The organism is Nocardia sp. NPDC023852, assembly GCF_040639505.1.
GTDB lineage: Bacteria > Actinomycetota > Actinomycetes > Mycobacteriales > Mycobacteriaceae > Nocardia.
Genome location: NZ_JBFAAB010000003.1, coordinates 169,327 through 191,737 on the forward strand (window position 1 = coordinate 169,327; position 22,411 = coordinate 191,737).

Annotated in this window: 23 protein-coding genes and 1 pseudogene; 12 read left to right on the plus strand and 12 right to left on the minus strand. The window is 65.3% G+C overall.

Annotated elements, in window-relative coordinates; all coding sequences use genetic code 11:
- Positions 1-52: 52 nt before the first annotated feature.
- Positions 53-1,048, minus strand: a complete 996-nt coding sequence (locus tag AB0H00_RS08355; protein ID WP_357262855.1) for a sigma-70 family RNA polymerase sigma factor — start codon at positions 1,046-1,048, stop codon at positions 53-55.
- 185 nt (positions 1,049-1,233) lie between these two features.
- Between AB0H00_RS08355 and AB0H00_RS08360 the strand changes: the two genes are divergently transcribed.
- The gene (locus tag AB0H00_RS08360) at positions 1,234-1,653 is read left to right on the plus strand and encodes a VOC family protein (RefSeq protein WP_357262858.1); all 420 of its coding nucleotides are present in this window, start codon (positions 1,234-1,236) and stop codon (positions 1,651-1,653) included.
- A gap of 105 nt (positions 1,654-1,758) precedes the next feature.
- Here the strand turns inward: AB0H00_RS08360 and AB0H00_RS08365 are convergent.
- The 8 genes and pseudogenes from AB0H00_RS08365 to AB0H00_RS08400 form a co-directional block, all read right to left on the minus strand.
- Positions 1,759-1,919: pseudogene (locus tag AB0H00_RS08365) on the minus strand (crotonase/enoyl-CoA hydratase family protein); the annotation flags it as partial.
- 65 nt (positions 1,920-1,984) lie between these two features.
- On the minus strand, positions 1,985-2,635 hold the full coding sequence (locus tag AB0H00_RS08370; protein ID WP_357262861.1) for a GntR family transcriptional regulator: 651 nt from the start codon (positions 2,633-2,635) through the stop codon (positions 1,985-1,987).
- A 354-nt stretch (positions 2,636-2,989) separates the two neighbouring features.
- Entirely contained in the window at positions 2,990-4,291 is a 1,302-nt protein-coding gene (locus AB0H00_RS08375) for an FAD-dependent oxidoreductase (protein ID WP_357262864.1), read from the minus strand.
- A gap of 215 nt (positions 4,292-4,506) precedes the next feature.
- Positions 4,507-5,241: an SDR family NAD(P)-dependent oxidoreductase gene (locus AB0H00_RS08380; RefSeq protein WP_357262866.1), complete on the minus strand. Its 735-nt coding sequence runs from the start codon at positions 5,239-5,241 to the stop codon at positions 4,507-4,509.
- Between the two features lie 95 nt (positions 5,242-5,336).
- The gene (locus tag AB0H00_RS08385; RefSeq protein WP_357262869.1) at positions 5,337-6,455 is read right to left on the minus strand and encodes an alanine racemase; all 1,119 of its coding nucleotides are present in this window, start codon (positions 6,453-6,455) and stop codon (positions 5,337-5,339) included.
- A gap of 103 nt (positions 6,456-6,558) precedes the next feature.
- Complete coding sequence (locus tag AB0H00_RS08390) at positions 6,559-7,044, minus strand: RidA family protein (RefSeq protein WP_357262872.1); 486 nt, start codon at positions 7,042-7,044, stop codon at positions 6,559-6,561.
- A gap of 47 nt (positions 7,045-7,091) precedes the next feature.
- Entirely contained in the window at positions 7,092-7,778 is a 687-nt protein-coding gene (locus AB0H00_RS08395) for a haloacid dehalogenase type II (RefSeq protein ID WP_357262875.1), read from the minus strand.
- 160 nt (positions 7,779-7,938) lie between these two features.
- Entirely contained in the window at positions 7,939-8,721 is a 783-nt protein-coding gene (locus AB0H00_RS08400; protein WP_357262878.1) for a crotonase/enoyl-CoA hydratase family protein, read from the minus strand.
- Positions 8,722-8,781: 60 nt separating this feature from the next.
- On the opposite strand from AB0H00_RS08400, the gene AB0H00_RS08405 reads away from it, so the two are divergent.
- Complete coding sequence (locus tag AB0H00_RS08405) at positions 8,782-10,431, plus strand: acyl-CoA synthetase (protein WP_357263455.1); 1,650 nt, start codon at positions 8,782-8,784, stop codon at positions 10,429-10,431.
- 490 nt (positions 10,432-10,921) lie between these two features.
- On the opposite strand, the gene AB0H00_RS08410 is transcribed toward AB0H00_RS08405, so the two are convergent.
- A complete protein-coding gene (locus AB0H00_RS08410; protein ID WP_357262881.1) occupies positions 10,922-12,109 on the minus strand; it encodes an FAD-dependent monooxygenase in 1,188 nt (395 codons plus the stop codon).
- 101 nt (positions 12,110-12,210) lie between these two features.
- Between AB0H00_RS08410 and AB0H00_RS08415 the strand changes: the two genes are divergently transcribed.
- From AB0H00_RS08415 to AB0H00_RS08425, 3 genes are read left to right on the plus strand one after another with little or no spacing between them, the layout of a single operon-like run.
- Complete coding sequence (locus AB0H00_RS08415) at positions 12,211-12,798, plus strand: TetR family transcriptional regulator (RefSeq protein WP_357262884.1); 588 nt, start codon at positions 12,211-12,213, stop codon at positions 12,796-12,798.
- Between the two features lie 42 nt (positions 12,799-12,840).
- On the plus strand, positions 12,841-13,038 hold the full coding sequence (locus tag AB0H00_RS08420; RefSeq protein WP_357262887.1) for an antitoxin Phd: 198 nt from the start codon (positions 12,841-12,843) through the stop codon (positions 13,036-13,038).
- The gene (locus AB0H00_RS08425; RefSeq protein WP_357262890.1) at positions 13,038-13,406 is read left to right on the plus strand and encodes a Fic family protein; all 369 of its coding nucleotides are present in this window, start codon (positions 13,038-13,040) and stop codon (positions 13,404-13,406) included. Before AB0H00_RS08420 ends, AB0H00_RS08425 begins: the two co-directional genes overlap by 1 nt.
- 61 nt (positions 13,407-13,467) lie before the next feature.
- Here the strand turns inward: AB0H00_RS08425 and AB0H00_RS08430 are convergent, their stop codons facing one another.
- Positions 13,468-14,580, minus strand: coding sequence for an acyl-CoA dehydrogenase family protein (locus tag AB0H00_RS08430; RefSeq protein ID WP_357262893.1), 1,113 nt, complete (start codon positions 14,578-14,580; stop codon positions 13,468-13,470).
- 20 nt (positions 14,581-14,600) lie between these two features.
- Positions 14,601-15,794 carry an acyl-CoA dehydrogenase family protein gene (locus AB0H00_RS08435; RefSeq protein WP_357262896.1) on the minus strand — a complete coding sequence of 398 codons (1,194 nt, stop codon included), beginning with the start codon at positions 15,792-15,794 and terminating at the stop codon, positions 14,601-14,603.
- A 209-nt stretch (positions 15,795-16,003) separates the two neighbouring features.
- Here AB0H00_RS08435 and AB0H00_RS08440 point away from each other — a divergent pair, with 209 nt between their 5' ends.
- The 7 genes from AB0H00_RS08440 to AB0H00_RS08470 all read left to right on the plus strand — a co-directional run bounded on the left by AB0H00_RS08440 (position 16,004) and on the right by AB0H00_RS08470 (position 22,358).
- Complete coding sequence (locus tag AB0H00_RS08440; RefSeq protein WP_357262899.1) at positions 16,004-16,192, plus strand: ferredoxin; 189 nt, start codon at positions 16,004-16,006, stop codon at positions 16,190-16,192.
- 44 nt (positions 16,193-16,236) lie between these two features.
- A complete protein-coding gene (locus AB0H00_RS08445) occupies positions 16,237-17,139 on the plus strand; it encodes a 3-oxoacyl-ACP reductase (protein ID WP_357262902.1) in 903 nt (300 codons plus the stop codon).
- A 295-nt stretch (positions 17,140-17,434) separates the two neighbouring features.
- Positions 17,435-18,199 carry an ABC transporter permease gene (locus AB0H00_RS08450; protein ID WP_357262905.1) on the plus strand — a complete coding sequence of 255 codons (765 nt, stop codon included), beginning with the start codon at positions 17,435-17,437 and terminating at the stop codon, positions 18,197-18,199.
- 4 nt (positions 18,200-18,203) lie between these two features.
- Complete coding sequence (locus AB0H00_RS08455; RefSeq protein WP_357262907.1) at positions 18,204-19,055, plus strand: ABC transporter permease; 852 nt, start codon at positions 18,204-18,206, stop codon at positions 19,053-19,055.
- 5 nt (positions 19,056-19,060) lie between these two features.
- On the plus strand, positions 19,061-20,275 hold the full coding sequence (locus AB0H00_RS08460; protein WP_357262910.1) for an MCE family protein: 1,215 nt from the start codon (positions 19,061-19,063) through the stop codon (positions 20,273-20,275).
- Positions 20,272-21,300: an MCE family protein gene (locus AB0H00_RS08465; protein WP_357262913.1), complete on the plus strand. Its 1,029-nt coding sequence runs from the start codon at positions 20,272-20,274 to the stop codon at positions 21,298-21,300. The genes AB0H00_RS08460 and AB0H00_RS08465 overlap by 4 nt, the downstream gene beginning before the upstream one ends.
- Positions 21,297-22,358: an MCE family protein gene (locus AB0H00_RS08470; protein ID WP_357262916.1), complete on the plus strand. Its 1,062-nt coding sequence runs from the start codon at positions 21,297-21,299 to the stop codon at positions 22,356-22,358. Before AB0H00_RS08465 ends, AB0H00_RS08470 begins: the two co-directional genes overlap by 4 nt.
- Positions 22,359-22,411 lie beyond the last annotated feature (53 nt).

Consider the following 22,411-nt stretch of genomic DNA (forward strand, 5'->3'; position numbering starts at 1 on the left):
GTGAACCTGGGAACGGCAGACAAGAATCTGGTCACGCCGTCAATCGAGACGGTCAGGGCTCGCGGAGTTCCGGTGCCAGGCCGAAGAGCGGGAAGAGTTTTTCGGTGTCCAAGAAGAAGTTCAGGCCGGAAATGGTGTCGCCGTCGAGTTCCAGCACTGTGATCGACCACGGCACCCACACACCAGGCTCGTCGCCCAGCTTGTAGTGACCGAAGGCGGGTAGGCCGTTGGCGCCCTCGAGCCGGACCATTCGCGAATCGCGGCAGGCGCTTCCGGTGCCGAGCATGAAGGCGGCCACGTTCTCCGGGCCGGAGATCCACAGCTCGATCGGCGGCATGGACAGCGCGACATCGGCTTTCAGCAGTGTAGTGAGCGTGTCCATGTCGTAGGCCTCGAACGCCTTGACGAAGTTGTCCACGAGCCTGCGCTGGTCTTCGTCGGTCTCGTCGTAGCTGTCGGTGGCCGTCGGCTGAACTTTGGACATGGTGGCGCGCGCCCGTTGTAGCGCACTGTTCACGGATGCGGGCGACATGGTGAGCGCCTCGGCGGTCTCGTTGGCCGAGAATCGCAGCACCTCACGCATGATCAGGATCGCGCGCTGGGTGGCGGGCAGGTGCTGGCAGGCGGCGACGAACGCGAGGCGCAGCGTGTCTTTGGCGCTGGCGTGCTCGGCCGGGTCGGCGCCGAAGGCCAGCGCGTTCGGGATCGGCTCGACCCAGACATAGTCGGGCTGCGGTGCGGGCAGCGGCGAATCGGGCCGGGACGGGCCGGACAGATCCATCGGCCGCGCTCTGCGTTGCGGGCCGTCGATCATGTCGAGACAGACGTTCGTGGCGATCTTGTACAGCCAGGACCGGAGGCTGGCGCGGCCCTCGAACGAGTGATAGGACTTCCACGCCCGGGTGAAGGTCTCCTGGACCGCGTCCTCCGCCTCGAAGGAGGAGCCGAGCATCCGGTAGGCGTAGGCGCACAACTCTCTGCGATGGGTCTCGAACGCGGCGAGCACATCGGGAGCGAGGCCGGCGGGGGAGCCGGACGAGTCGTTCATGGCTGTCACCATGCCACAGGCCACCGACACAGAACAGGTCTTCGACGCGCCTACCTGCGAAGATCAAGATCATTAAACCTTTTCTGCGCTGTGTGGTGCGTCACGTACACCTCGGCGATGAATTCGCCGTCCGGCCCCCGTCATAGCCACTGATACGAACGAACTCGCTCGAGAGGAAGAGGCCAATGAGCAGCAAGATGATCTTCGTCAATCTCCCCGTAGCCGACCTGAACCGGTCGAAGGCCTTCTATGAAGCGCTGGGCTGGAAGGTCAACCAGGAGTTCACCGACGACAACGCCGCCTGCATCGTGGTCGACGACAACATCTGCCTGATGCTACTCACCAAGGACTTCTTCACCACCTTCAGCAAGCGGCCGGTGGCCGATACGAAGGCGGCGATCAATGCCGCGTACGCGCTCGCGCTCGGTAGCGCCGAGGAGGTCGACAGCCTTACCGCTGCCGCGCTGGCCGCGGGCGGGACCGAAGAGGTGAACGAGGACAAGCGGGCGCAGGAGGCGCAGGTCGGCATGCATGGCCGCACCTTCATCGATCCGGACGGCCACCAGTGGGAGCCGTTCTGGATGGACTACCCGGGCGCCGACTGAGCCTGGTGTCGGGCCCCCGATGCGTGCGCGCAGCGGGGGCGTTGTGCTCTCGGTTTCCGACTGGCGGCGCTCCCGGGTCCCTTCGTGGTTAAGCGTCCGCTGCCGTTTCGCGCTTTCGCCGGCCACTCGGATGTCGGTGCCCTGCAGGTCTCGGTGCCGCCCGCGATCGCGGGACCCTCGACCGCCGCGATCAGCGGCTCGGTCAGCCTGCGGCCTCCGGGCAGCGCCTCGATACTGCCCGGGTCGTGGACCGACTTCCTGAACGACGGCAAGGGTAATACCTCTGCCTCGGGCCCGCTGTCCGGGCTCGAGAAGCAGCGCACCAATCTTTTTACAGTTGGGCGCGGAGCGCACTTTGCATTTGACTGATCAGCTCCTGGCGGAAGCCATCGATGTCACCCTCCACAACAAGCGCAGCCAATCTCTCGTGCTCAACGGCAATGTCATGCAGGTCGCTGTAAGTACGATGGTCGACTGCGAGATAAAGACGCAGCTTGGTCTCCCAACCATTCCAAAGATTGTGCAGAACGGTGTTGCCCGAAAAGTCGTAGAAGAGACTGTGGAAGCGAAGATGAGCATCAATGCTGGCCGGGACATCGTGCGTGTCCGTGGCGCGGTGGAGGTCCTCGATGGTTTGCATCAGCCGAGGCCGCTCAGGACCACGCAGCGTCTCGGCCGAGAGCTCAGCAGCGTACGGCTCGACAAGTACGCGGATCGATGCGATCTCGGCGACGTCGCGAGCACTCACCTCCACAACGAACGACCCCCGGAAGGGGATCTTCACGACCAGCCCTTCCTCCTCGAGCCTGGTCAGCGCCTCGCGTAGCGGGGACCGACTGATCCCGAGATCTTCAGCGATGTGCGTCTCGCGCAGCTGTCCGCCTTGCGGCACAGTTCCGTCAAGGATGGCGGTACGCAGCACGCGGTAGACGCCGTCCGGCGTCGTCGTCCGTTGCTCGTGCCACTTGAACTTGCGGTCCATCGGGCCGCCTCTCTTTGTCGATTGTCGAATATACAGAGCCCCCCGACGTGGCTCGGGTGCCCCAACGCCTCGTGAGCCGGCCCGTGTCGTGCGCCGCTGTCGGGCACCGGACGAATGCTTGTTGCCCCACAACTCCTCGCCCGAATCTTCTTCGTGAGTGCAGCGTTTGGGGTTGTCCTCCTCGCCGTCCGCATTCAGTTGGGGGCCTAGACGTCAGCCCGGAACTGACCTCCTCATAGAGCCGGCTGAAAACGGGAAATCTTGTATCCGGGGCTGCTGGGTTCGAGCCCCAAGCCGGTCCGTGGGTCCACCTCGAGCGCATCGTGCAGCCATCCGGAAGCCTGGTTCGTCGCACTATTCGTGAAGTCCAGCGAGTCTGCTGCCGAATCTGGCCAGGAGCGAGGTCTTGGTGGAATCCCTGCGCTCTTCCCATTGGTCAGCAAGACCAAAAAGCCGGTACATGGTGTGAACACTTAGCCAGCGGATGGGCTCCGGTTCCCACTTCCGTGCGCGGTAGCCGACCCAGGGAAGTGTCGTCCGTTCTGTCTCTTGTTCGAAAGCCAGCTCCGCGAGAGTGCGCCCGCCGACGTAGGCTGCCGTCACCCCATGTCCTGCATAGCCGGCAGAGGATCCGATCCCGGACGCTGGATCCCAGTGGACCCCGCCGTTCCAGTCACGGGTCACCCCGAGAACTCCCGACCAGGCGTGGTCCACTTCGAAATCGATACCGGGGAAGAAGGAGCCGAGCTTGTGAGAGATCAGGTCGATAGTGGACCGGGCAGTGGCACCGGTGTCGCCGGTGCCGGACGCGTAGCGGTACGGCATACCCCGTCCGCCGATCGCGATACGGCCGTCCGATGTTCGCTGGGCGTAGATGAAAGTGTGTGCTGAGTCGCTGAGACACTGCAGCCCGTTCCAACCGATCCGCCGCCATGCGTCCTCCGATAGCGGTTGGGTCACGATCATCGAGGAGTTGATCGGTAACAGTGTCCTGCTGCCGAGCAGCTGTCCCGAATACCCTTCGGTGCAGACGAACGTTTTAGCCGCGGCCACCCACCCGCCGACCAGGCTGAGGGTCGTGCCATCGATACTGCCGACCCGGCTGCCTTCGTAGATGCTGACACCCATGTCTGTGAGCGTGTCAGCGAGACCATAGACAAGTTTCGCGGGGTGGAGCCGCGCGCAATTCTTGTAATAGAGTCCTCCATGGACGGTGGCTATGTTGATTCTGCTTTGAAACTCGTCCCGAGCGAGCAGTTGCACCTCGTCCGCGGTCAACCCATATTTCAAATCGGCCGCACGCCGGGCGACAAGCCTGCCTAGCCCTGCCCGGGTGTGGGCAGCGGTAAGGGTGCCACCTTTGTGCTGATCCGCGTTGATGCCTTCGGCTCGAAGGATATCCAGGACCGAGTCGACACCGGCGGTAAACTCCCGCTGCAGTGCCCGGCTCGCTTCCACCCCGCCCCCGAATATTCGAGCAAAAGTGGTTCGATTTCCTGGAATGAGCGCCGACAGCCAGCCGCCGTTCCGTCCGGACGCGCCGTAGCCGATCTGTTCTGCCTCGAATACCGCGACCGAGAGCGAAGGCTCTATTTTCTTGGCGAAGTACGCGGCCCAAAGGCCTGTGTAGCCACCACCTATGATTGCCAGGTCCACGGAATCCTGGTCAGTGAAACGAGGGTACGAGGGCCTCTTGTCCGCGAGTCCGGCCATCCAGAAGCCGAGTTCTCCGTTTCGGGGTGTCGCCGCGGGGGCTTTCATTTTCCTGGCTTTCTTTGCGTGGGAACCGTTGGACTAAGAGAAGGACGGGGCCACCGCCCAGAGAGCCTCGGCAGAGTACCGGCAGTCCTCCGCTAGAGGGGGTGGTGTTTTCAGAAGGCGGTGTACCCGCCGTCGACGGGGAGGACCGCGCCGGTGATGTAGGACGATTCCGACGATGCCAGGAAAAGTACGGCGTCGGCGATCTCTTCGGGGGTGGCGAGGCGTTGGAGCGGTATCTGGGCTTCGCGCTGTCGACGATGGGCCTCAGGGTCCGGCCTGCGCTGGAACGATGCCTCGATGACCGGGGTCGAGGTCAGCCCTGGAGCGACGACGTTGACGCGGATGTTGCGTGCGGCCCATTCGATCGCGGCGCCCTTGGCGAGCATGATGAGACCTCCTTTAGCCGCGGAGTACAGGACTTCATCGGACTTGCCAACCATGCCGAGCCGGGAACTGACGCAGACAAACGAACCTCCTGCGGCGGGCATCAGCGGTGCGAAGTGCTTCATCACCAAGAAGGCGCTGAGCAGGTTGCTGTGGAGCACATCCTTCGCATCGTCGTAGGCCATGTCCGTGAGCGGGCCACTGACCTGCAGGCCGTGGTTGAGGACGACGACGTCGACGGCGCCGAACGACTCGGTGGCCTGGTGGGCCAGGCCCTCGACGAACGTCTCGTCGTTGAGATCTCCGGGGACGTACAGGTCTTCAGGCTGGGTACTCTCGACGCGCTCCTTGCGGCCGGTGAGTAGCAGTCGCGCGCCTTCGCGGCGGAAGTGGGAACTCACTGCCTCCCCGATTCCGCTGCTGGCGCCGGTTACCAGGGCGGTGGCCTTGTCAAGTCTCATGTCGGACACTCCTATCGGGAGATGTGTTGCTCGGTTTGCTTGCTCGAGCACAGGTTCCCCCGTGTTGCTCGAGCACGGGTTCCTTCCGGGACGGACTAGTTGAGGAATCCGCGGGCATCGATCGGCCACCGCTCCAACCACGTGCCCGTGCTGTCGGTGATAATCAATTCCTCGAAATTGAGGACAACCGGGCAGACGTGATTCGGCACTACCGGAAGCACGGTGCCGATGCCGGGGCGGAAACCGCCGGCGGGCAGCGGGAGAAATCCGTGGTACTCGTTGAGCTTGGCCAGGACGGCCGTAGTGCCGGGGATGGCACCGTAGCCGATCTCGAGGCTGCCTTCGCGGCCGAGGGCTTTGGTGCCTACATCGAGAATGCACTGATCCTGGATCCAGTCGCTGACGACCGTGCCGGCGACGAACAGAGCGATCTGATCTTCGGTGCAAGCGTCGAGCCGGGTGTTGTTCAAGTCGTTGAACACATACTCGCCGGGACGGATCTCGGTGATCACGCTGCTGGTGGAGAATTCGACGGTGGGAGTGGAGCCCGCGCTGACCACCTCTGCGCTGATACCCACCGCGCTGAGGCTGCGAACTGCGGTGGTGAGCGCGACGTCCTGGTCCCGTGCGGCGCGCTCGCGAGCGTCCCGGCTGGAGCTGCCGTGACCTGGATACGTGAAGACGCCCACCGGAATCAGGCCGCGCTTGCGGGCGGTGACCGCGAGGTCTCCCGCGACCTCGGGCGGCGCACCGGAACGACGGGCGCCACAGTCGATCTCGATCACGACCTGCAGCCGTTCGGCTTCGTCTCCCATCGCGTCGGCGAGCGCATCGATCGCGGCGAAGTTGTCGACACCGAGCCGCAGCCGGGTGGTCTCGGCGAGTCGGCGGATCCGCGGCCCCTTGGTGCCGGCGGGCCAGATCGGGTAGGCGATGAATATGTCGTCGAACCCGGCCGCGGCGAAGACCTCGGCCTCACCCACGTTGCCTGCGGTGATTCCCACCGCTCCGGCCTCGACCTGGCGCCGACCGATTTCGACGCATTTATGCGTTTTGACATGTGGCCTGACGGCAAGGTTCTGCTGGGCGGCAAAGCCCTGCATACGGTCGATGTTGCTCTGCATCACGTCGACCAGCACAATCGGTGCGGGGGTGTCGACCTGCTCGACTAGAGCGTCGAGTGCTCGTTGGAGCTGGCTCACGCTGTTCCTCATGAATCTGTCTGTGAATGGTCGAGGAATGCGTAGGCACTCTCTCGATTGCTGCATGTTCGGGACCCGCATCAGCGGGTCTCGAACAACCCCGCCCGCGTGCCGCCTAAGCGGCCGTGCAGACCATCTGGATCTCTACAGGGGTGTTGAGCGGTAGCCCGGCGACTCCGATCGCGGTGCGGGCGTGCCGTCCGTTCTCGCCCCACACCTCGATGAGCAATTCACTGGCCGCGTTGGCGACCCGCGACTGCAGACCGAAGTCCGGCGTACTGGCCACGAAGACCAGCATCTGCACGATCCGAACCCGGTCCAGATCTCCCACCGCCTGCACGGCGGCGGCCAGGCAGTTGAGCGCGGCATGGCGCGCGAGCTCCTGCGCCGACTCCAGCTCCACGTCCCGGCCGACAACGCCCTGACCCAGCAGCTCACCGTCTTTGAAAGGCAGTTGGCCTGAGATATGGATGCTGGAGCCCACCGCCCGGTGGTCCACGTAGTACGCGTTACTCGCGAGGACGGGAAGCTCCAGGCCGAGGGTTCGGAGCCGGTCTGAAGCCGAGTCGCCCTTTACCGTGTGCGGTAGTGGCAGACTCACGCCGCCGCCCTGGCGTGGATCACGATCATCTGACCCTCAGTTCTCGATCAGGCGGTAGGACGCGGGAGCCCGAAGAGGACGGGCAGATCGGCGATGTCGGTGATCCGTTCGTAACCGAGCCAGTGCTCGTCGGCCTCGAAGCCCCTGTCCACGTACACCTTGTTCTTGATACCCATCACGGCCGCCGAACGCAGGTCGTACATCGGGCTCGCGGAGACGTGCACGATATCCTCGGGTGTCACGCCCAGCTTGTCGAACATGTACTCAAAGGCACGGAGCCGTGGCTTATAAACGCCCATCTGCTCAGCAGTGATCACGACTTCGAACGGAGCCTGGAGGTTCTCCACCAGGCGCGCCGCATGCGCGTCATCGCTGTTCGTCACGATCACCAGCGGGACTTCCTCGGCCAGGCGCCTCAGTGCCTCGGTGACGCCCGGATACGGTCCCCAGGTCGGGATATGGTCGTACACCGCCCGCGCGTCGGCCGCACGGAACTGCAAGCCGAACCCGCGCATGGCGCGTTCCATGGACTGGGCGACGATCTGCTGGAACGGCTTGTAGTCGCCCATGCACTCGTCGATCCGGTACGCCTTGCAGGCCTGCAGGAAGTCGTCCGCGATTTCGGCCGGCAGCCGGTCGCCCAAGACCTCACGGATCGCGTCACTGATCCGGAAGCGGATCAGCGTTCCGTTCATGTCGAACGTCACGAACTTCGGTGTGGTTTCGAATGCCATGAATCCTCCATTACCTCGTTTTCGTCGATTGTCGACGATGTCGTCGATTGTCGACAATACGCAGCGCGCTTGTCGGCTGTCAACGGATCTGGAGGCGTAAACGTGAGCTCAGGTGCGTTGGTAACGGGCAGTCCCAGAAGTCAGTGGGAGCCGTTCTCTCTCAGTTGCCTGTGAAGGTTGGCTTGCGCTTCTCCGTGAACGCCTTCGGGCCCTCTTTGGCGTCGGCCGAACGGAATACCGCCGTACCGAGTTCGGCGTCGATCTTGAAGGCGTCTTCCTCCGCCATGGCCTCGGTTTCCCGGATGGTGCGCAGGATGGCCTGCACCGCCAGCGGCCCGTTGGCGGCGATCTGTCCGGCGAGTTCCAGTGCCTTGTCCAGCGCTGTTCCGTCCGGCACCACGTGTCCGATCAGGCCGATTTCCTTGGCCTCCGCGGCGGTGACGTGCCGGCCGGTCAGCAGGATGTCCGCGGCCACGGTGTAGGGAATCTGGCGGACCAGTCGCACCGCGGAGCCGCCTAGCGGGAACAGACCCCACCGTGCCTCGGACACCCCGAATTTCGCGCTTTCGCCGGCCACGCGGATGTCGGTGCCCTGCAGGATCTCGGTGCCGCCCGCGATGGCGGGACCCTCGACCGCCGCGATCAGCGGCTTGGTCAGCCTGCGGCCCTTGAGTAGCGCCTCGATCTTGGACAGATCCCAGCCGCCGCCCGCGAACGAATCACCGGGGTGCTGGGAGGTCATCGCCTTGAGGTCGGCGCCTGCGCAGAACGCGCCCCCCGCGCCGGTCAGGATCGCCACCCGGATGTCCGGATCGTTGTCCGCCTGGTCCCAGGCGTCACGCATGATCGCCATCATCTCCGCCGACAGCGCGTTGCGCGCCTCAGGCCGGTTCATGGTCACGATGAGGACATGGTCGCGCTTCTCGACGAGGCAGTGCGGCATTGCTGATTCTCCTGACTTCGAGCCTTGTCAGAAACAGTAACACGTTCTATTTTTAAGACTGTGAGCTACAACATAGCGGACCTTGTCGAACATGCCGTCGACCTGATGCCCGACCGCGTCGCGCTGGCCGACGACGGCCGCGAGGTCACCTTCGCCCAACTGGAGGAGCGGGCCAATAAACTCGCTCACTACCTGCAAGAACGGGGTGTCCTTCCGGGCGAGAAGGTGGGCATCTACTCACGCAACACGATCGAGGCCGTCGAGGCGATGGTCGCGATCTTCAAGGCGCGCGCCGTGATGATCAACGTGAACTACCGATATGTCGAGAACGAGTTGCAGTACATCTTCGACAATTCGGACATGGTCGCGCTGATCCACGAGCGCCGCTACAGCGACAAGGTGTCCGCGGTCCGCCCGAACACCCCGACGCTGCACACCGTTGTCGTCGTGGACGACGATACGGCCGGAACGATCCCCACCGCAGCCGATTCGGTGGAGTACGAAGCGGTGCTCGCGCAGTCCTCGGGCGAGCGCGACTTCGGTGATCGTTCCCCGGACGACCTGTACATGCTCTACACCGGCGGCACCACCGGCATGCCCAAGGGAGTGATGTGGCGCCAGGAGGATGTGTGGCGCGTGCTCGGCGCGGGGATCAACTTCGTCACCGGCGAATACGTCCAGGACGAATGGGAGTTGGCGAAAGTGGGCGCGGGCAACCCGGCCATGGTGCGGTTCCCGATCCCGCCGATGATTCACGGCGGCGCGCAGTGGGCCACCTTCCACAGTCTGTTCGGCGGCGGCAAGGCCGTGATGATGCCGGAGTTCTCCGGGCACGGGGTGTGGCAGGCCATCGACAAGCACAAGATCAACCTCATCTTCATCACCGGTGACGCGATGGCCCGCCCGATGCTGGACGCGCTGATCGAGGGCAACCCGGAAACCGGCCAGCCGTACGACCTTTCGAGCCTGTACGTGATGGCCAGCAGCGCGGCGCTTTTCTCGCCCGCGCTCAAGGACCAGTTCCTGGAGCTGCTGCCGAACCGGATGATCTCCGACTCGATCGGCTCCTCGGAGACCGGCTTCGGTGGGCTGTCCATCGTGGCCAAGGGCGCGACGCACACCGGAGGCCCACGGGTGAAGATCGACGCCTCCACCGATGTGCTCGACGACGACGGCAATCCCGTGCAGCCCGGGTCCGGCATTGTCGGCATTCTGGCCAGGCGCGGGCACATTCCGCTCGGCTACTACAAGGACGAGGTGAAGACCGCGGCGACTTTCAAGGAGTTCAACGGGATTCGTTACGCCATCCCCGGCGACTTCGCCAGGGTCGAGGAGGACGGCAGCGTCACCATGCTCGGCCGCGGGTCGGTCAGCATCAACAGCGGCGGCGAGAAGATCTACCCGGAGGAGGTCGAGGGTGCGCTCAAGACGCACCCGGAGATCTTCGACGCGCTAGTGGTCGGCGTCGACGACGAGCGGTGGGGTCAACGGGTCGTCGCCGTGGTGCAATGCCGCACCGAGAACCGGCCGACCTTGGCGGAACTGCGTCCGATGCTCTCCCAGGAGATCGCGTCCTACAAGCAACCACGCAGCCTGTGGTTCGTCGACGAAATCAAGCGCTCGCCCGCAGGCAAGCCCGACTACCGCTGGGCGAAGGAGCAGACCCAGGCACGTCCCGCCGACGAGCACGCGGAGGCGAGTTCGAAGTAGGACGGGGACGCGGTCGGCCGTTGCGAACTCAGCGCCGGCCCGGCTGCCTGCCTCGACCAGAGCGTCACCGTCGGCGGTCGGTCTGCTGTGGGTGGCCGGTACCGGCGAGCGTCAGGTACAAAATCCGGTTGGCATCATCTATCGCGTACCAGATTCGGCCGCCGCCGGTGATCTCGTATTGCCACTGCTCTAATTCGACGTCGCCCAACTTGATTGAGGCCGAATTTCAGTCGATGCTGCCGGGAAGGGTTGGCGACGCTCCGTGGGTCACTGGTGATGTCGACCCAGGCGCGGTCCAGGTTTCCTGGCGCCTGGGCAAGTAAATCGGCCCAACCCCGTGCTGCGTTCAGGTCGTGCAGAACAATTCGCCAGGGATTGGGCCGCGGGACCTCGTCGCCTCTGCGGAGCTTCATTCCGCATTTCCTGGTACGGCAAGTTCTGAAGTAGTTCAGTTATTCCGGTGGGGTAGCAAATGACTTGTCGGCGCAGTTCAGCGGTTTGCCAGTTCGGCGAGTTGGAAGGCCAGGCGGTAGCGAAAGGCGGGGATTCGGCCCAGTGTCGAGAGCGTCAGGTTGCGCAGCAGGCGTGCCGGGCGCGGACGCACGGTCGCCATCTTCGTCATCCGGTCGGTGAACGAGACGACGCTGAGCGCGACAGGGCGGCGGGTCGCTTCGTAGCTGTCCAGCAGCGTGTCCGGCTCGCCCGCCAGTACCCGCGTCAGCAGCGGGCCGAGCGCGGCCGCGTCCTGGATGCCGGTGTTCATGCCTTGGCCGCCGGCAGGGCTGTGCACGTGGGCGGCGTCACCCGCGAGCAGGATGCGGCCCGCGCGGTAGTGGTCGGCGACCCGGTGGTGCACCCGGAAGCGCGAACTCCACAACACTTCGCGGACTTTCACCTGGCCGCCGGGGCCGCGTGTGTCCAGGATGGCTTGAATATCCTCGACGGTCGGGCGCTCGGGCGCCGTCTCCAGGGTGGCCACCACGCGGTAGCGGTTGGGTTCGTGGTCGTCCGGCAGCGGCGCGACCACGGTGACGCCTTCCGGCGAAAGATGCAGTGCCACTTCGTCGCGGGCGATCGGCCAGTCCATCCGCACATCGGCGAGGACGAAGGATTCCGCGTAGGTGGCGCCGGTGAACCCGATTCCGGCCGCTTCGCGGACGATGCTGTGCATGCCGTCGGCGCCGATCACGTAGTCGGCGCGGATGCTGCCCTGTGCGCCGGCCGCGTCGGTGTATTCGACTGTTACGCCGTCGGTTTCGTCGAACGCCCGGCTTACCGCGTAGGGCCGGTGCACCTCGCCGCCCGCCTTCCGCAGGCGCTTCAGCAGGACCGCCTCGGTGGTGTCCTGCGGAGTCATCAGGGTGTACGGGTAGTGCGTCGGGAGTCCGCCGAACTGGATGGTGGCCAGTGTACGGCCGCCGTCGTGAACGGTGAAGCGCGGTACGACGATTCCCGTCGAGACCAGTTCCTCGGCGATGCCGAGCTGCTCGAGGACCTCCAATGTCCTGGCGTGCACCACTGCGGCGCGTGAGGTGTTGGCACCTTCGGTGAGCCGATCGAGCAGGACGAAATCCACGCCCGCGTCGGCCAAGGTGATGGCGGCGGTCAGTCCGGCGGGGCCCGCGCCGACGATCACCACGGAAGTGGTCGGGGGCAACGGGTTCGGAATGGCGTTCATCGGGACTCCTTGTGCCAACGTCTGTAGGCCAACGTTTGTTGGCATAACTGTAACCTCGCCCTGGCTGAGAAGTCAACAGTTGTTGGCCTACACTTGTTGGCATGCATGTCGAGCCCGATCGCCCCCCCGTGCGCCGCTCGGACGCGACGCGTGCCGCGATTCTCGAGGCCGCCCGCTCCCGCTTCGCCGCCGAGGGCTTCCGCAAGGCGACCATCCGCGCCATCGCCGCCGACGCGGACATCGATCCGTCCATGGTCATGCGGTACTTCGGCAGCAAAGATGGCCTGTTCGCCGCCGCGGTCGACATCGATCTGGAACTGCCCGACCTGGGCGCGGCCGAGCCGAAGGCTCTGGGGGAGTTGCTGATTCGCCGCTTTCTGGCAATTTGGGAGGAGCAGCCGAACCGGGAGGTGCTGCTCACCCTGCTGCGCTCGTCGATCGCCGACGACGCGGTCACCGAGCGGGTCCGGACGATCTTCGCCCAGCAGGTATTGCCCGCTGTCCTGCGCTTCGGCGATCCCGCCGACGCGCCCCGCCGTGCTGGCCTCGTAGTCACGCAGCTCCTCGGACTGGCCCTTTGCCGCTACGTCCTGCGTCTGCCCCCGGTGGTTGTCATGACCCCCACCCAGCTCATCGCCGACATGGCCCCCACGCTTCAGCGCTACTTGATGTCGACTCCGGCCGATTGAATCCGGTCGGTGTTAGGTGGTACCGCGCGGTACCATCGATCCATGGCTGGTCTGAACATTCGGTTTTCGGAGGCGGAGCTCGCGGCTTTGCGCGGACGTGCGGAGGCGGAGGGCCGCAGTATGCAGCAGTTCGCCCACGACGCTGTCATCAAGGCGATCAATGAGCATTCCAGACTCTTCAACGAGGCTGCTGATCACGTCCTGCGAGTCAGTGAGGAGCTGAACCGGAGGCTGGCCTGATGGAGTACCTGACGCTGCCTGAACTGCTGAGTCTCGCTGAGCGGCTGGGCACTCCGGCGGTCCGTGACTACGGCCTGCTCGACTCGGCTCTTGCACGACCGCAGTCCAGCGTATTCGGCCAGGACGCCTACCCGGAGGTGTGGCAGAAGGCTGCCGCGCTGATGGAATCGATCGCACGCAACCACGGCTTGGTCGATGGCAACAAGCGATTGGCCTGGTACGCGACCTGGGTTTTCCTGCAGATCAACGGCCATCCGCTGAACGCACACTTCGACGTCGACGACGCCGAGCGATTCGTGCTCGCGGTATGTCAGGGTGCCCTCGACGTACCGGCGATCGCCGAGCATTTGGCGAAGTTCGAAGGCTGACGGCCAGGCACGCGAACCAGCCCGCAGGCAAGACGCCATGCGGGCCGATTCGAGATCTCGGTTACGTGGCCAGCAGCGCGCCGAGCGCGCGCAGGTGATCGGTGCCCGTGCCGAGGGCGAACTCGTTGTGCTTTGCCGCGGTGAAGTAGTTGTGCACGATGTGGTCGCGGTCGATGCCGACGCCGCCGTGCACGTGGACGACGGTGTGCGCGACTCGGTGGCCCGCGTCCGCCGCCCAGAACTTGGCGGTGTGCACGGCTTCGGCCGCAGGCAGGTTCTCCGACAGCAACCACGCGGCCTTGGTCACGGTCAGGCGCAGGCCCTGGACGTCGATGTAAGCGTCGGCGAGGCGCTGGGCGACGGCCTGGAAGCTGCCGACCGCCTTGCCGAACTGCGTACGCTCCCTCGCGTACTCGGCGACGAGCTCGAGCGCCCGCTCCACGGTCCCGAGCTGCAGGGCGCTCAGGCCCAGCCAGGCGCGGGCGAGGATCCAGTCCAGGATCTCCGCGCCGTCGGCCACGCCACCGACCAGTTCGGCGGGCGTATCGGTGAATTCGACGGCGAACTCCGGGCTGCGGTCGACGACCTGCTGGGCCGTCACGGTCGCGGCAGCGGGATCGACCAGAAAGACCGCCGTTGCGCCGGACGCCGTGGCGGGAACCAGGATTCGCTCGGCTCGCTCGGCGAAGGGCACGGTGGTCTTGGCGCCGGTGAGCCGCCAGCCGCCGTCGGTTTCGACCGCGGTGGTGGTCGGTTGGGTGGGCTCCCAATTGCGCTCCTCGGCCAGCGCCGCGGTGAGGATGATGCTACCCGCACCGGCCCGTGCAGCTCGATCTTGTTGCGCCGCATCGCCGAACCGGGCCAGCGCACCCGCGCCGACGACGATCGACCACAGATACGGCACGGCCGCGACATGCTTGCCCAGCTCACGCAGGATGGCGGTCTGTTCGAGCGGGCCGAGGTCGCTGCCACCGACCGACTCGGGCAGGGCCGCCGCGAGCACGCCGGTCTCGGCGAGCGAACTCCACAGCGTCTCGTCGAACCGCTCGGTGTTCGTTCCTGCCCCGCCGGCCGTGTCGAGTTCGCGCAGCCGGTCGGCGGTGACCAGCTTGCCGCACACCTCGCCGGTCAGCCGAGCGAGATCCAGTTGGGCTTCGGTAGGAGTGAAATCCATGGTGGTCTACCTGCTTCCGATCAGCGCGCCGCGGCAGGCTGCTTAAGGGCGGTCATGGCGATGATGTCGCGCTGGACCTCGTTGGTGCCGCCGCCGAAGGTCAGGATGAGCGCGGCCCGGTGCATCCGCTCCAGCCGCCCGCGAAGTTCGGCGCCGGGGGAGTCCTGGCGCAGATAGGCCTGCGGACCCAGGACCTCCATGAGCAGCCGGTAGGCCTCGGTGGCCAGCTCGGTGCCGTACACCTTGCAGGTCGAGGCGTCCCACGGACGCGGAGCCGCGTCGCCGCCCGCATCGGCCCGGCCGGCGATCTCCCAGTTCAGCAGCTCCAGGTACTCGACCTTGGCGTGCACCTTGGCGAGGTTGAGCTGTACCCATTCCCGGTCGATCACCCGCGAGCCGTCGCCGGCCTTGGTGTTGCTCGCCCACTCCACGGTCTGACGCAGGGCCAGCGCCAGCGGCCCGGCCGAGGTGAGCGCGACGCGCTCGTGGTTGAGCTGGTTGGTGATCAGCGCCCAGCCGCCGTTCTCCTGACCGACCAGCGCACTAGCGGGCACCCGGACGTCCTGGTAATAGGTGGCGCTGGTGTCCGGGCCCGCCATGGTGTGCACGGGGGTCCAGGAGAAGCCCTCGGCCGTGGTCGGCACGATGAGCATGCTGATGCCCTTGTGCTTCTTGGCCGTCGGATCGGTGCGCACAGCCAGCCAGACATAGTCGGCGTAGGCGATCAGGCTCGTCCACATCTTTTGGCCGTTGATCACGTACTCGTCGCCGTCACGCACGGCGGTGGTGCGCAGGCTGGCCAGATCGGTGCCCGCGCCCGGTTCGGAATAGCCGATGGCGAAGTGCAGCTCACCGGCCGCGATCTTGGGCAGGAAGAACTTCTTCTGCGCCTCGCTGCCGTAGTGCATGATCGTCGGCGCGACCGAGTTGATGGTCAGGAACGGCACCGGCGCGCCCGCGATCGCGGCCTCGTCGGTGAAGATCAGCTGGTCCATGGTCGGGCGGTCCTGGCCGCCGTACTCCTTGGGCCATCCGAGCGCCAGCCAGCCGTCACGGCCCATCTCCTGGACGACCTCGCGGTAGACGTTGCCCTGCCCGTACTCGCCGGTCTGCGCGCTCAGCGCCGCTCGGCGCTCCGGGGTGATGAGCCGCGCGAAGTAGTCGCGCAGCTCCGCGCGTAGCTCCTCCTGTTGCGGTGTGTACGCAATGCGCATGGCAATACCTCATGGGGGAATGGTCAGCCGACGGAGCTTGCGGAGTCGGCGGGGTGAGTAGGACCGAGCCTTCGTCGTTTCGGGTTCTCTCGATCATTGCATATCGTCTGAAACATGTTCCAGTATTGGGAGTGGAACAGGTCGATGCCGACCCGGTCGGTCGCCTCGGCTTGTTAGGCTTCGGGCATGGCGGTGGTAAAGGAGTTCTCATGAAAGTCAGTGTCGATCTGGACCAGTGTGAAGCGAACGGGATCTGTGTCGGAATCGCCCCCGACGTGTTCGAACTCGACGACGACGACGTGCTGCACATCGCGGAGGCCGAGGTGTCCGCCGATCGGCTCGCCGCGGTGGAGGACGCCGTCGCGCAATGCCCCAAGGCGGCGCTGCGTCTGCAATAGCCCGACCCTTGCCGGAAGTTGGAACACGTTCTAAAGTCGGCCGCGTGAGCAAAGATCTGAGCCTTGCGGCCCGAGTGGCGATCGTGACCGGCGGCGGCGCCGGACTTGGGCGGGCCGAAGCGCTCGCGCTGGCCGGGGCGGGCGCTTCGGTCGTGGTCAACGACTTGTCGGAATCGGACTCGGTGGCCGATACCCTCGCCGAGATTCGCGCGTTGGGGGCAAAGGCGGAGTTCGTCGCGGGCAGCATTGCCGAGCGCGTCACTGCCGATGCGCTGATCGGCACTGCGGAGGAAGCCTTCGGCTCGGTAGACATCGTGGTCAACAACGCCGGTATCACCCGCGACCGAATGCTGTTCAATATGTCCGACGAGGACTTCGACGCGGTGCTCGCGGTTCATCTGCGCGGTCATTTCCTGTTGTCGCGCAACGCGGCCGCGTATTGGCGCGGCAAATCCAAGGAGGTGGGTGCTCCGGTCTACGGCAGGCTCGTCAACACTTCCTCGGAGGCGGGGTTGCTCGGACCGGAGGGGCAGGCCAACTACGGCGCCGCGAAGGCGGGCATCACCGCGCTCACCCTCTCGGCGGCGCGGGCGCTGTCGCGCTACGGCGTGCGTGCCAACGCGATCGCGCCGCGGGCACGGACCGCGATGACAGAGGCGGTGTTCAGTGCCGCCCCTGAGGGGGAGATCGATCCGCTGTCGCCCGATCATGTGGCCCGGCTGGTCGCCTATCTCGCTTCCCCCGCCGCCGACGCGGTCAACGGGCAGCTGTTCGTGGTGTACGGGGCGATGGTCGCGCTCATGGCGGCACCGGTCGTGGAGCGCCGATTCGACGCCGCGGGCGGTCAGTGGTCGGTGGACGACCTGGCGGACACGTTGGGTGGCTACTTCGCCGAGCGTCCGGCCGGACAGACATTCTCCGCCTCCTCGCTCATCGATTTGGGATGAGCCGTTCGTCGGAGGACGGCGCCGATGCGCTACTGGTCAATCGTCCAATTGTTGATCATGAGTTCAGCACTTGGTAGACATGTGCTTGCGGAACGTGTGACGCCTCACGAGGGTGCGATCTTTCCGCACTGACACCGGTTTCAATTTGCATGCCGATCTTCAGATAAATAGCACTTCAAATGTGTTGAAAGACTTCCGGCGGCACGGTGAACGTGTTCTAATCGTTGAGGCGGTGTGGCCACGGTGGACGTCCGCGCCGTGAGCTGTATACGCAGTTGAGCAAGGAGGATCGCGGATGAACGAGGTCCTTGCCGTGCCATTGCGGGCCGTCGGTGGGTTCTTCGAACTCACCGCCGAGGTCGCGCGTTCCAGCGTGCGAAGACCCTTTCAATGGCGTGAGTTCATCGACCAATCCTGGTTCATCGCGCGAGTATCGATTGTTCCCACATTGTTGGTCGCGATTCCGTTCACCGTTCTGGTGAGCTTCACGCTGAACATTCTGTTACGCGAGATCGGCGCGGCCGACCTCAGCGGCGCCGGCGCGGCGTTCGGCTCGGTCACCCAGGTGGGGCCGATCGTCACCGTACTCATCGTCGCGGGAGCCGGTGCCACCGCGATCTGCGCCGACCTGGGCGCCCGCACCATTCGCGAGGAAATCGACGCGATGCGGGTGCTCGGTATCAACCCGGTGCACCGCCTGGTGGTGCCGCGCGTGCTCGCCTCGATGTTCGTCGCGCTGATGCTCAACAGCCTGGTGTGCACCATCGGTATCGTCGGAGGTTTTCTGTTCTCGGTATATCTGCAGGACGTGAATCCCGGCGCGTTCGTCAATGGCATCACATTGCTCACTCATCTGCCCGAGCTGATCATTTCCGAGGTGAAAGCCGGATTGTTCGGGCTGATCGCGGGCCTGGTCGCCTGTTATCTGGGCCTGAATGTCAAAGGTGGACCCAAGAGTGTCGGTGATGCGGTGAATCAGACCGTAGTCTTCGCTTTTATGGCCTTGTTCGTAGTGAACGTGGTGGTCACCGCCGTCGGCATCAAGTTCACGGCGCGGTGACGCGATGTCCTTCGTGCTCGAATCCCGCTTCCCGCGGACGGTGCGCCGCGTGCGCCGGATGTCGGACTCGCTCGATGCGGTAGGCAAACATGCCGTGTTCTACGCCCAGACGATCGGTTCCATTCCGAGGGCGGTGGTGCACTACCGGACCGAGACGATCCGGCTGATCGCCGAGATCAGCATGGGCACCGGCGCTCTGGCGGTGATCGGCGGCACGGTGGTGATCGTCGGATTCCTCACGCTGTTCGCAGGCGGCACCATCGCGGTGCAGGGTTACAGCTCGCTCGGCAACATCGGCGTCGAGGCGCTCACCGGTTTCTTCGCGGCGTTCATCAACGTCCGCATCGCGGCGCCGGTCATCTCCGGCATCGGTCTTGCCGCCACCATCGGGGCGGGTTCGACCGCGCAGCTGGGCGCCATGCGGGTGGCCGAGGAGATCGACGCGCTGGAATCGATGGCGATCCGGCCGGTGCCGTACCTCGTCGCCACCCGGGTGCTGGCCGGGATGATCGCCATCGTCCCGCTCTACGCGCTCGCGGTGATCGCGTCGTTCCTCGCGAGCCGATTCGCCACCGTGGTGATCTACGGGCAGTCGGCGGGCGTCTATGACCACTACTTCTCCACCTTCCTCATACCGAGCGACATCCTCTGGTCCTTCGCCCAGGCGATCTTCATGGCATTGGCTGTGATGATGATCCACACCTACTACGGCTACAACGCCGCTGGCGGTCCGGTCGGTGTGGGCATCGCGGTGGGCAACGCGGTGCGGACCTCATTGGTCGCGGTAGTCACGGTGACCCTGCTGATCTCGCTGGCCATCTACGGCACCTCCGGCAACTTCCATCTCTCCGGATAAGCGACATGGCGGAATCGAAGCAAGCAGAAAGCGGCCTGAGGAAGGCGCTGCGCGGCGGGCTCGGCCTGAAACTGGCAGGAGCCGGGATGGTGCTCGCGCTCGTCGCGCTCGTCGCCGTCGCGCTGACCATGTTCGTCGGCGGGTTCACCACCACGGCCACCGTGACCGTGGACGCTCCGCGCAGCGGCTTGGTCCTCGACCCGGACGCCAAGGTGAAGGTGCGCGGTGTCGACATCGGTCGCGTCGCGGCCGTCGATCACACCGCCGACGGAGCAAAGCTGACGCTGGCCCTTGATCCGGAAATGCTGAAGCTCGTACCGTCGAACGCGGGCGTCGACATCCGGTCCACCACCGTGTTCGGCGCGAAGTACGTCAACTTCGTTGTTCCCGGGCAGCCTTCGTCTTCCTCGCTGAAACCGGGCGCGACCGTGACGGCGCAGCAGGTGACCGTCGAGTTCAACACGCTGTTCCAACATCTGACCGACGTGCTCGCCAAGATCGAGCCGCAGAAACTGAACGCGACGCTGTCCGCGCTGGGTACCGCGTTACAGGGCCGGGGGCAGAAGCTCGGCGACCTGCTCGCCCAGAGTGACGCCTACCTGCGCGACATCAACCCGTCGCTGCCCACGCTGCAACAGGACCTGGCGAAGACCAGCGACGTAACGAATCTCTACGCGGACACGGCGAACGACCTGTTACGCACCCTCGACAACGCTACCGTTACCAGCAATACCCTGGTCGAGGAGCAGGGCAGCCTCGACGACGTGCTGATGAACCTCATCGGGCTGGCCGATACCACCGGTTCGGTACTGCGCGAGAACGAGAACCAGCTCGTCACGGCGCTGGATCTGCTTCGCCCGACCACCGGATTGCTGCAGGAGTACGCGCCCGCGCTGTTCTGCCTGATCGGTGGTCTCGGTAAGGCGCTTCCGCTTGGCGAGGCGGTCTTCGGCGGTTTGCAGGAAGGCGTCGCGCTGAACGCAGGCTTCATCTACGGCCCCGATCCCTACACCTACGCACAGGATTTGCCGAAGGTGAACGCGACCGGCGGGCCGCAATGCGCGGGAATACTGGACCGCGAGCCGGGCAGCCACGCCGACTATGTCGTCACAGACACTTCGGAAGGCCACGTGTACACGCCGTCGACGACATTGACTGTCAACCCGCCCAAGATCTTCCAGATCCTGTTCGCCGGACTGCCGGGGGTGCCGCGACCGTGAAAAACACCGCGACGACCGTCAAGCTGGCAATCTTCACCCTGGTGATGACGCTGGTCTTCGCCGGCTTGGCCGTCGTGTTCAGCCAGATGCGCTTCGCCAGGGAGAACAGCTATCACGCCGTGTTCACCAGTTCCTCCGGGATGCTGCCCGGCGCGAAGGTGCGCATCGCGGGCGTTCCGGTCGGCTCGGTCACCTCGGTGAAGGTCGGCAAAGACTATCTCGCGCACGTCGAGTTCGCCGTCGACCGCAAATACAAACTGCTCACCAGTACGCGCGCGGCGATCAAGTACGAAAACCTGGTCGGCGACCGGTATATGGAACTGCTCGAGGGCCCCGGCTCCAATTATGTGTTGCAGAAGGGCGGCACCATCGGCACGGAGCAGACCGCGCCGGCATTGGATCTGGACATGCTGCTCGGCGGGTTCAAGCCGCTGCTGCGCGGCCTCGATCCCGGCCAGGTGAACGACCTGACCAACGCGCTGTTGCAGATCTTCCAGGGTCAGGGTGGCACGTTGGTATCCCTGCTGAACAGCGGTGGTTCGTTCGCCAAGACCTTGGCCGACCGGGACGCGCTGATCGGCAGCGTGATCGACAACCTGAACACCGTGTTGCAGACCATCGATCAGCGCGGCGATCAGTTCGCCACCACACTCGCCGAACTGCAACGGCTGATCAGCGGATTGGCCGCCGACAGAGACCAGATCGGCGACGCGATTCCGCGCATCGCCGGAGCCACCGGCGACCTCACCGGCCTGCTCGGCCAGGCCCGCCCGGACCTGAAGGACACCATCGAGCAGACCGGCCGCCTCGCCACCAACCTCGACGCGGGTTCCGACACCGTCCAGTGGGTGCTGGACCGGCTTCCCTCGACCTACCGGCAGCTGATCAGGATCGGTTCCTATGGCTCTTTCCTCCAGCTCTATGTCTGCGGGACGAATTTCCTGGTGGACGGTCCGGACGGGAAGACCATGAAGATCAACATGCCCGCCGCGCAGACGACCGGAAGGTGTGCCGAGAACCGATGAACGAGCAGCGATCAACCGCCATCACCCTCGGCATCGTCGGCCTCGTGCTGGCGGTGGCGGTGGCGCTGTCGGCACTGCAATTCGACCGGCTGCCGTTCATCCGGTCCGGTGCGACGTTCACCGCGTACTTCGCCGACGCCGGCGGCCTGGTGCCCGGCGACCCGGTCCAGGTCGCCGGCGTGCGCTCCGGCCGGGTGGACAAGGTCGGTCTGGACGGAGCGAAAGTGCTGGTCCGGTTCACCCTGGACGAGTCGATCGTGCTGGGGCAGAAGACGTCGGCGGCGATCAAGACCAACACCGTGCTCGGGCGCAAGTCGCTGGAGGTCACGCCGTCCGGCTCCGGGGCGCTGCGTACCGACGACACGATTCCGTTGGACCGCACAACATCGCCGTACTCGCTCAACGAGGCGCTGGGCGATCTGGCGGGCACGGTGCATGGCCTGGATATGGAGAAGGTCGACCAGACCCTCGACGCGCTCTCGGCGACCTTCGCCGACACCCCCGCCCCGCTCCGGTCGGCGTTGGACGGCGTCACCGCGCTCTCGCGCAGCATCAACGCGCGTGACGAGGCGCTGTCAGACCTGCTGAAGCGGGCGCAGAGCGTCACGAAGATCCTCGCCGACCGAGGCAACCAGATCAACGCGCTCCTGCTCGACGGCAACGAGCTGCTCGGTGAGCTGAATCGGCGCCGCACCGCGCTCGGCCAGCTCATCGTCTACGTGAACGGCCTGGCCCAGCAGCTGTCCGGTCTGGTCGCCGACAACGAGGCGCAGCTGAAACCGGCGCTGGACAAGCTGAATTCGGTGCTTGCCCTGTTGCAGAAGAACAAGCAGAACCTCGCGGACGCGCTCGTCGGGCTCGGTCCGTTCGCGGCCGCCCTCGGCGAGCAGGTCGGCAGCGGCCCCTACTTCCAGGCGTACGTGGTCAATGCGAGCAGCAAGTTGCTGCAGCCGATGGTGGACGCCCTGCTGTGGCCGCAGCACCTGCCCGACGACCTGCGCAGCTACCTGGAGCCGTTCCCGTCGATCGAACCCGCGACCCAGGAGCCGCCGCGATGAGCGAGCGCAGCGAGCGAACAACAGGCACAGCCGAGCGCAGCGAGCGAACAACA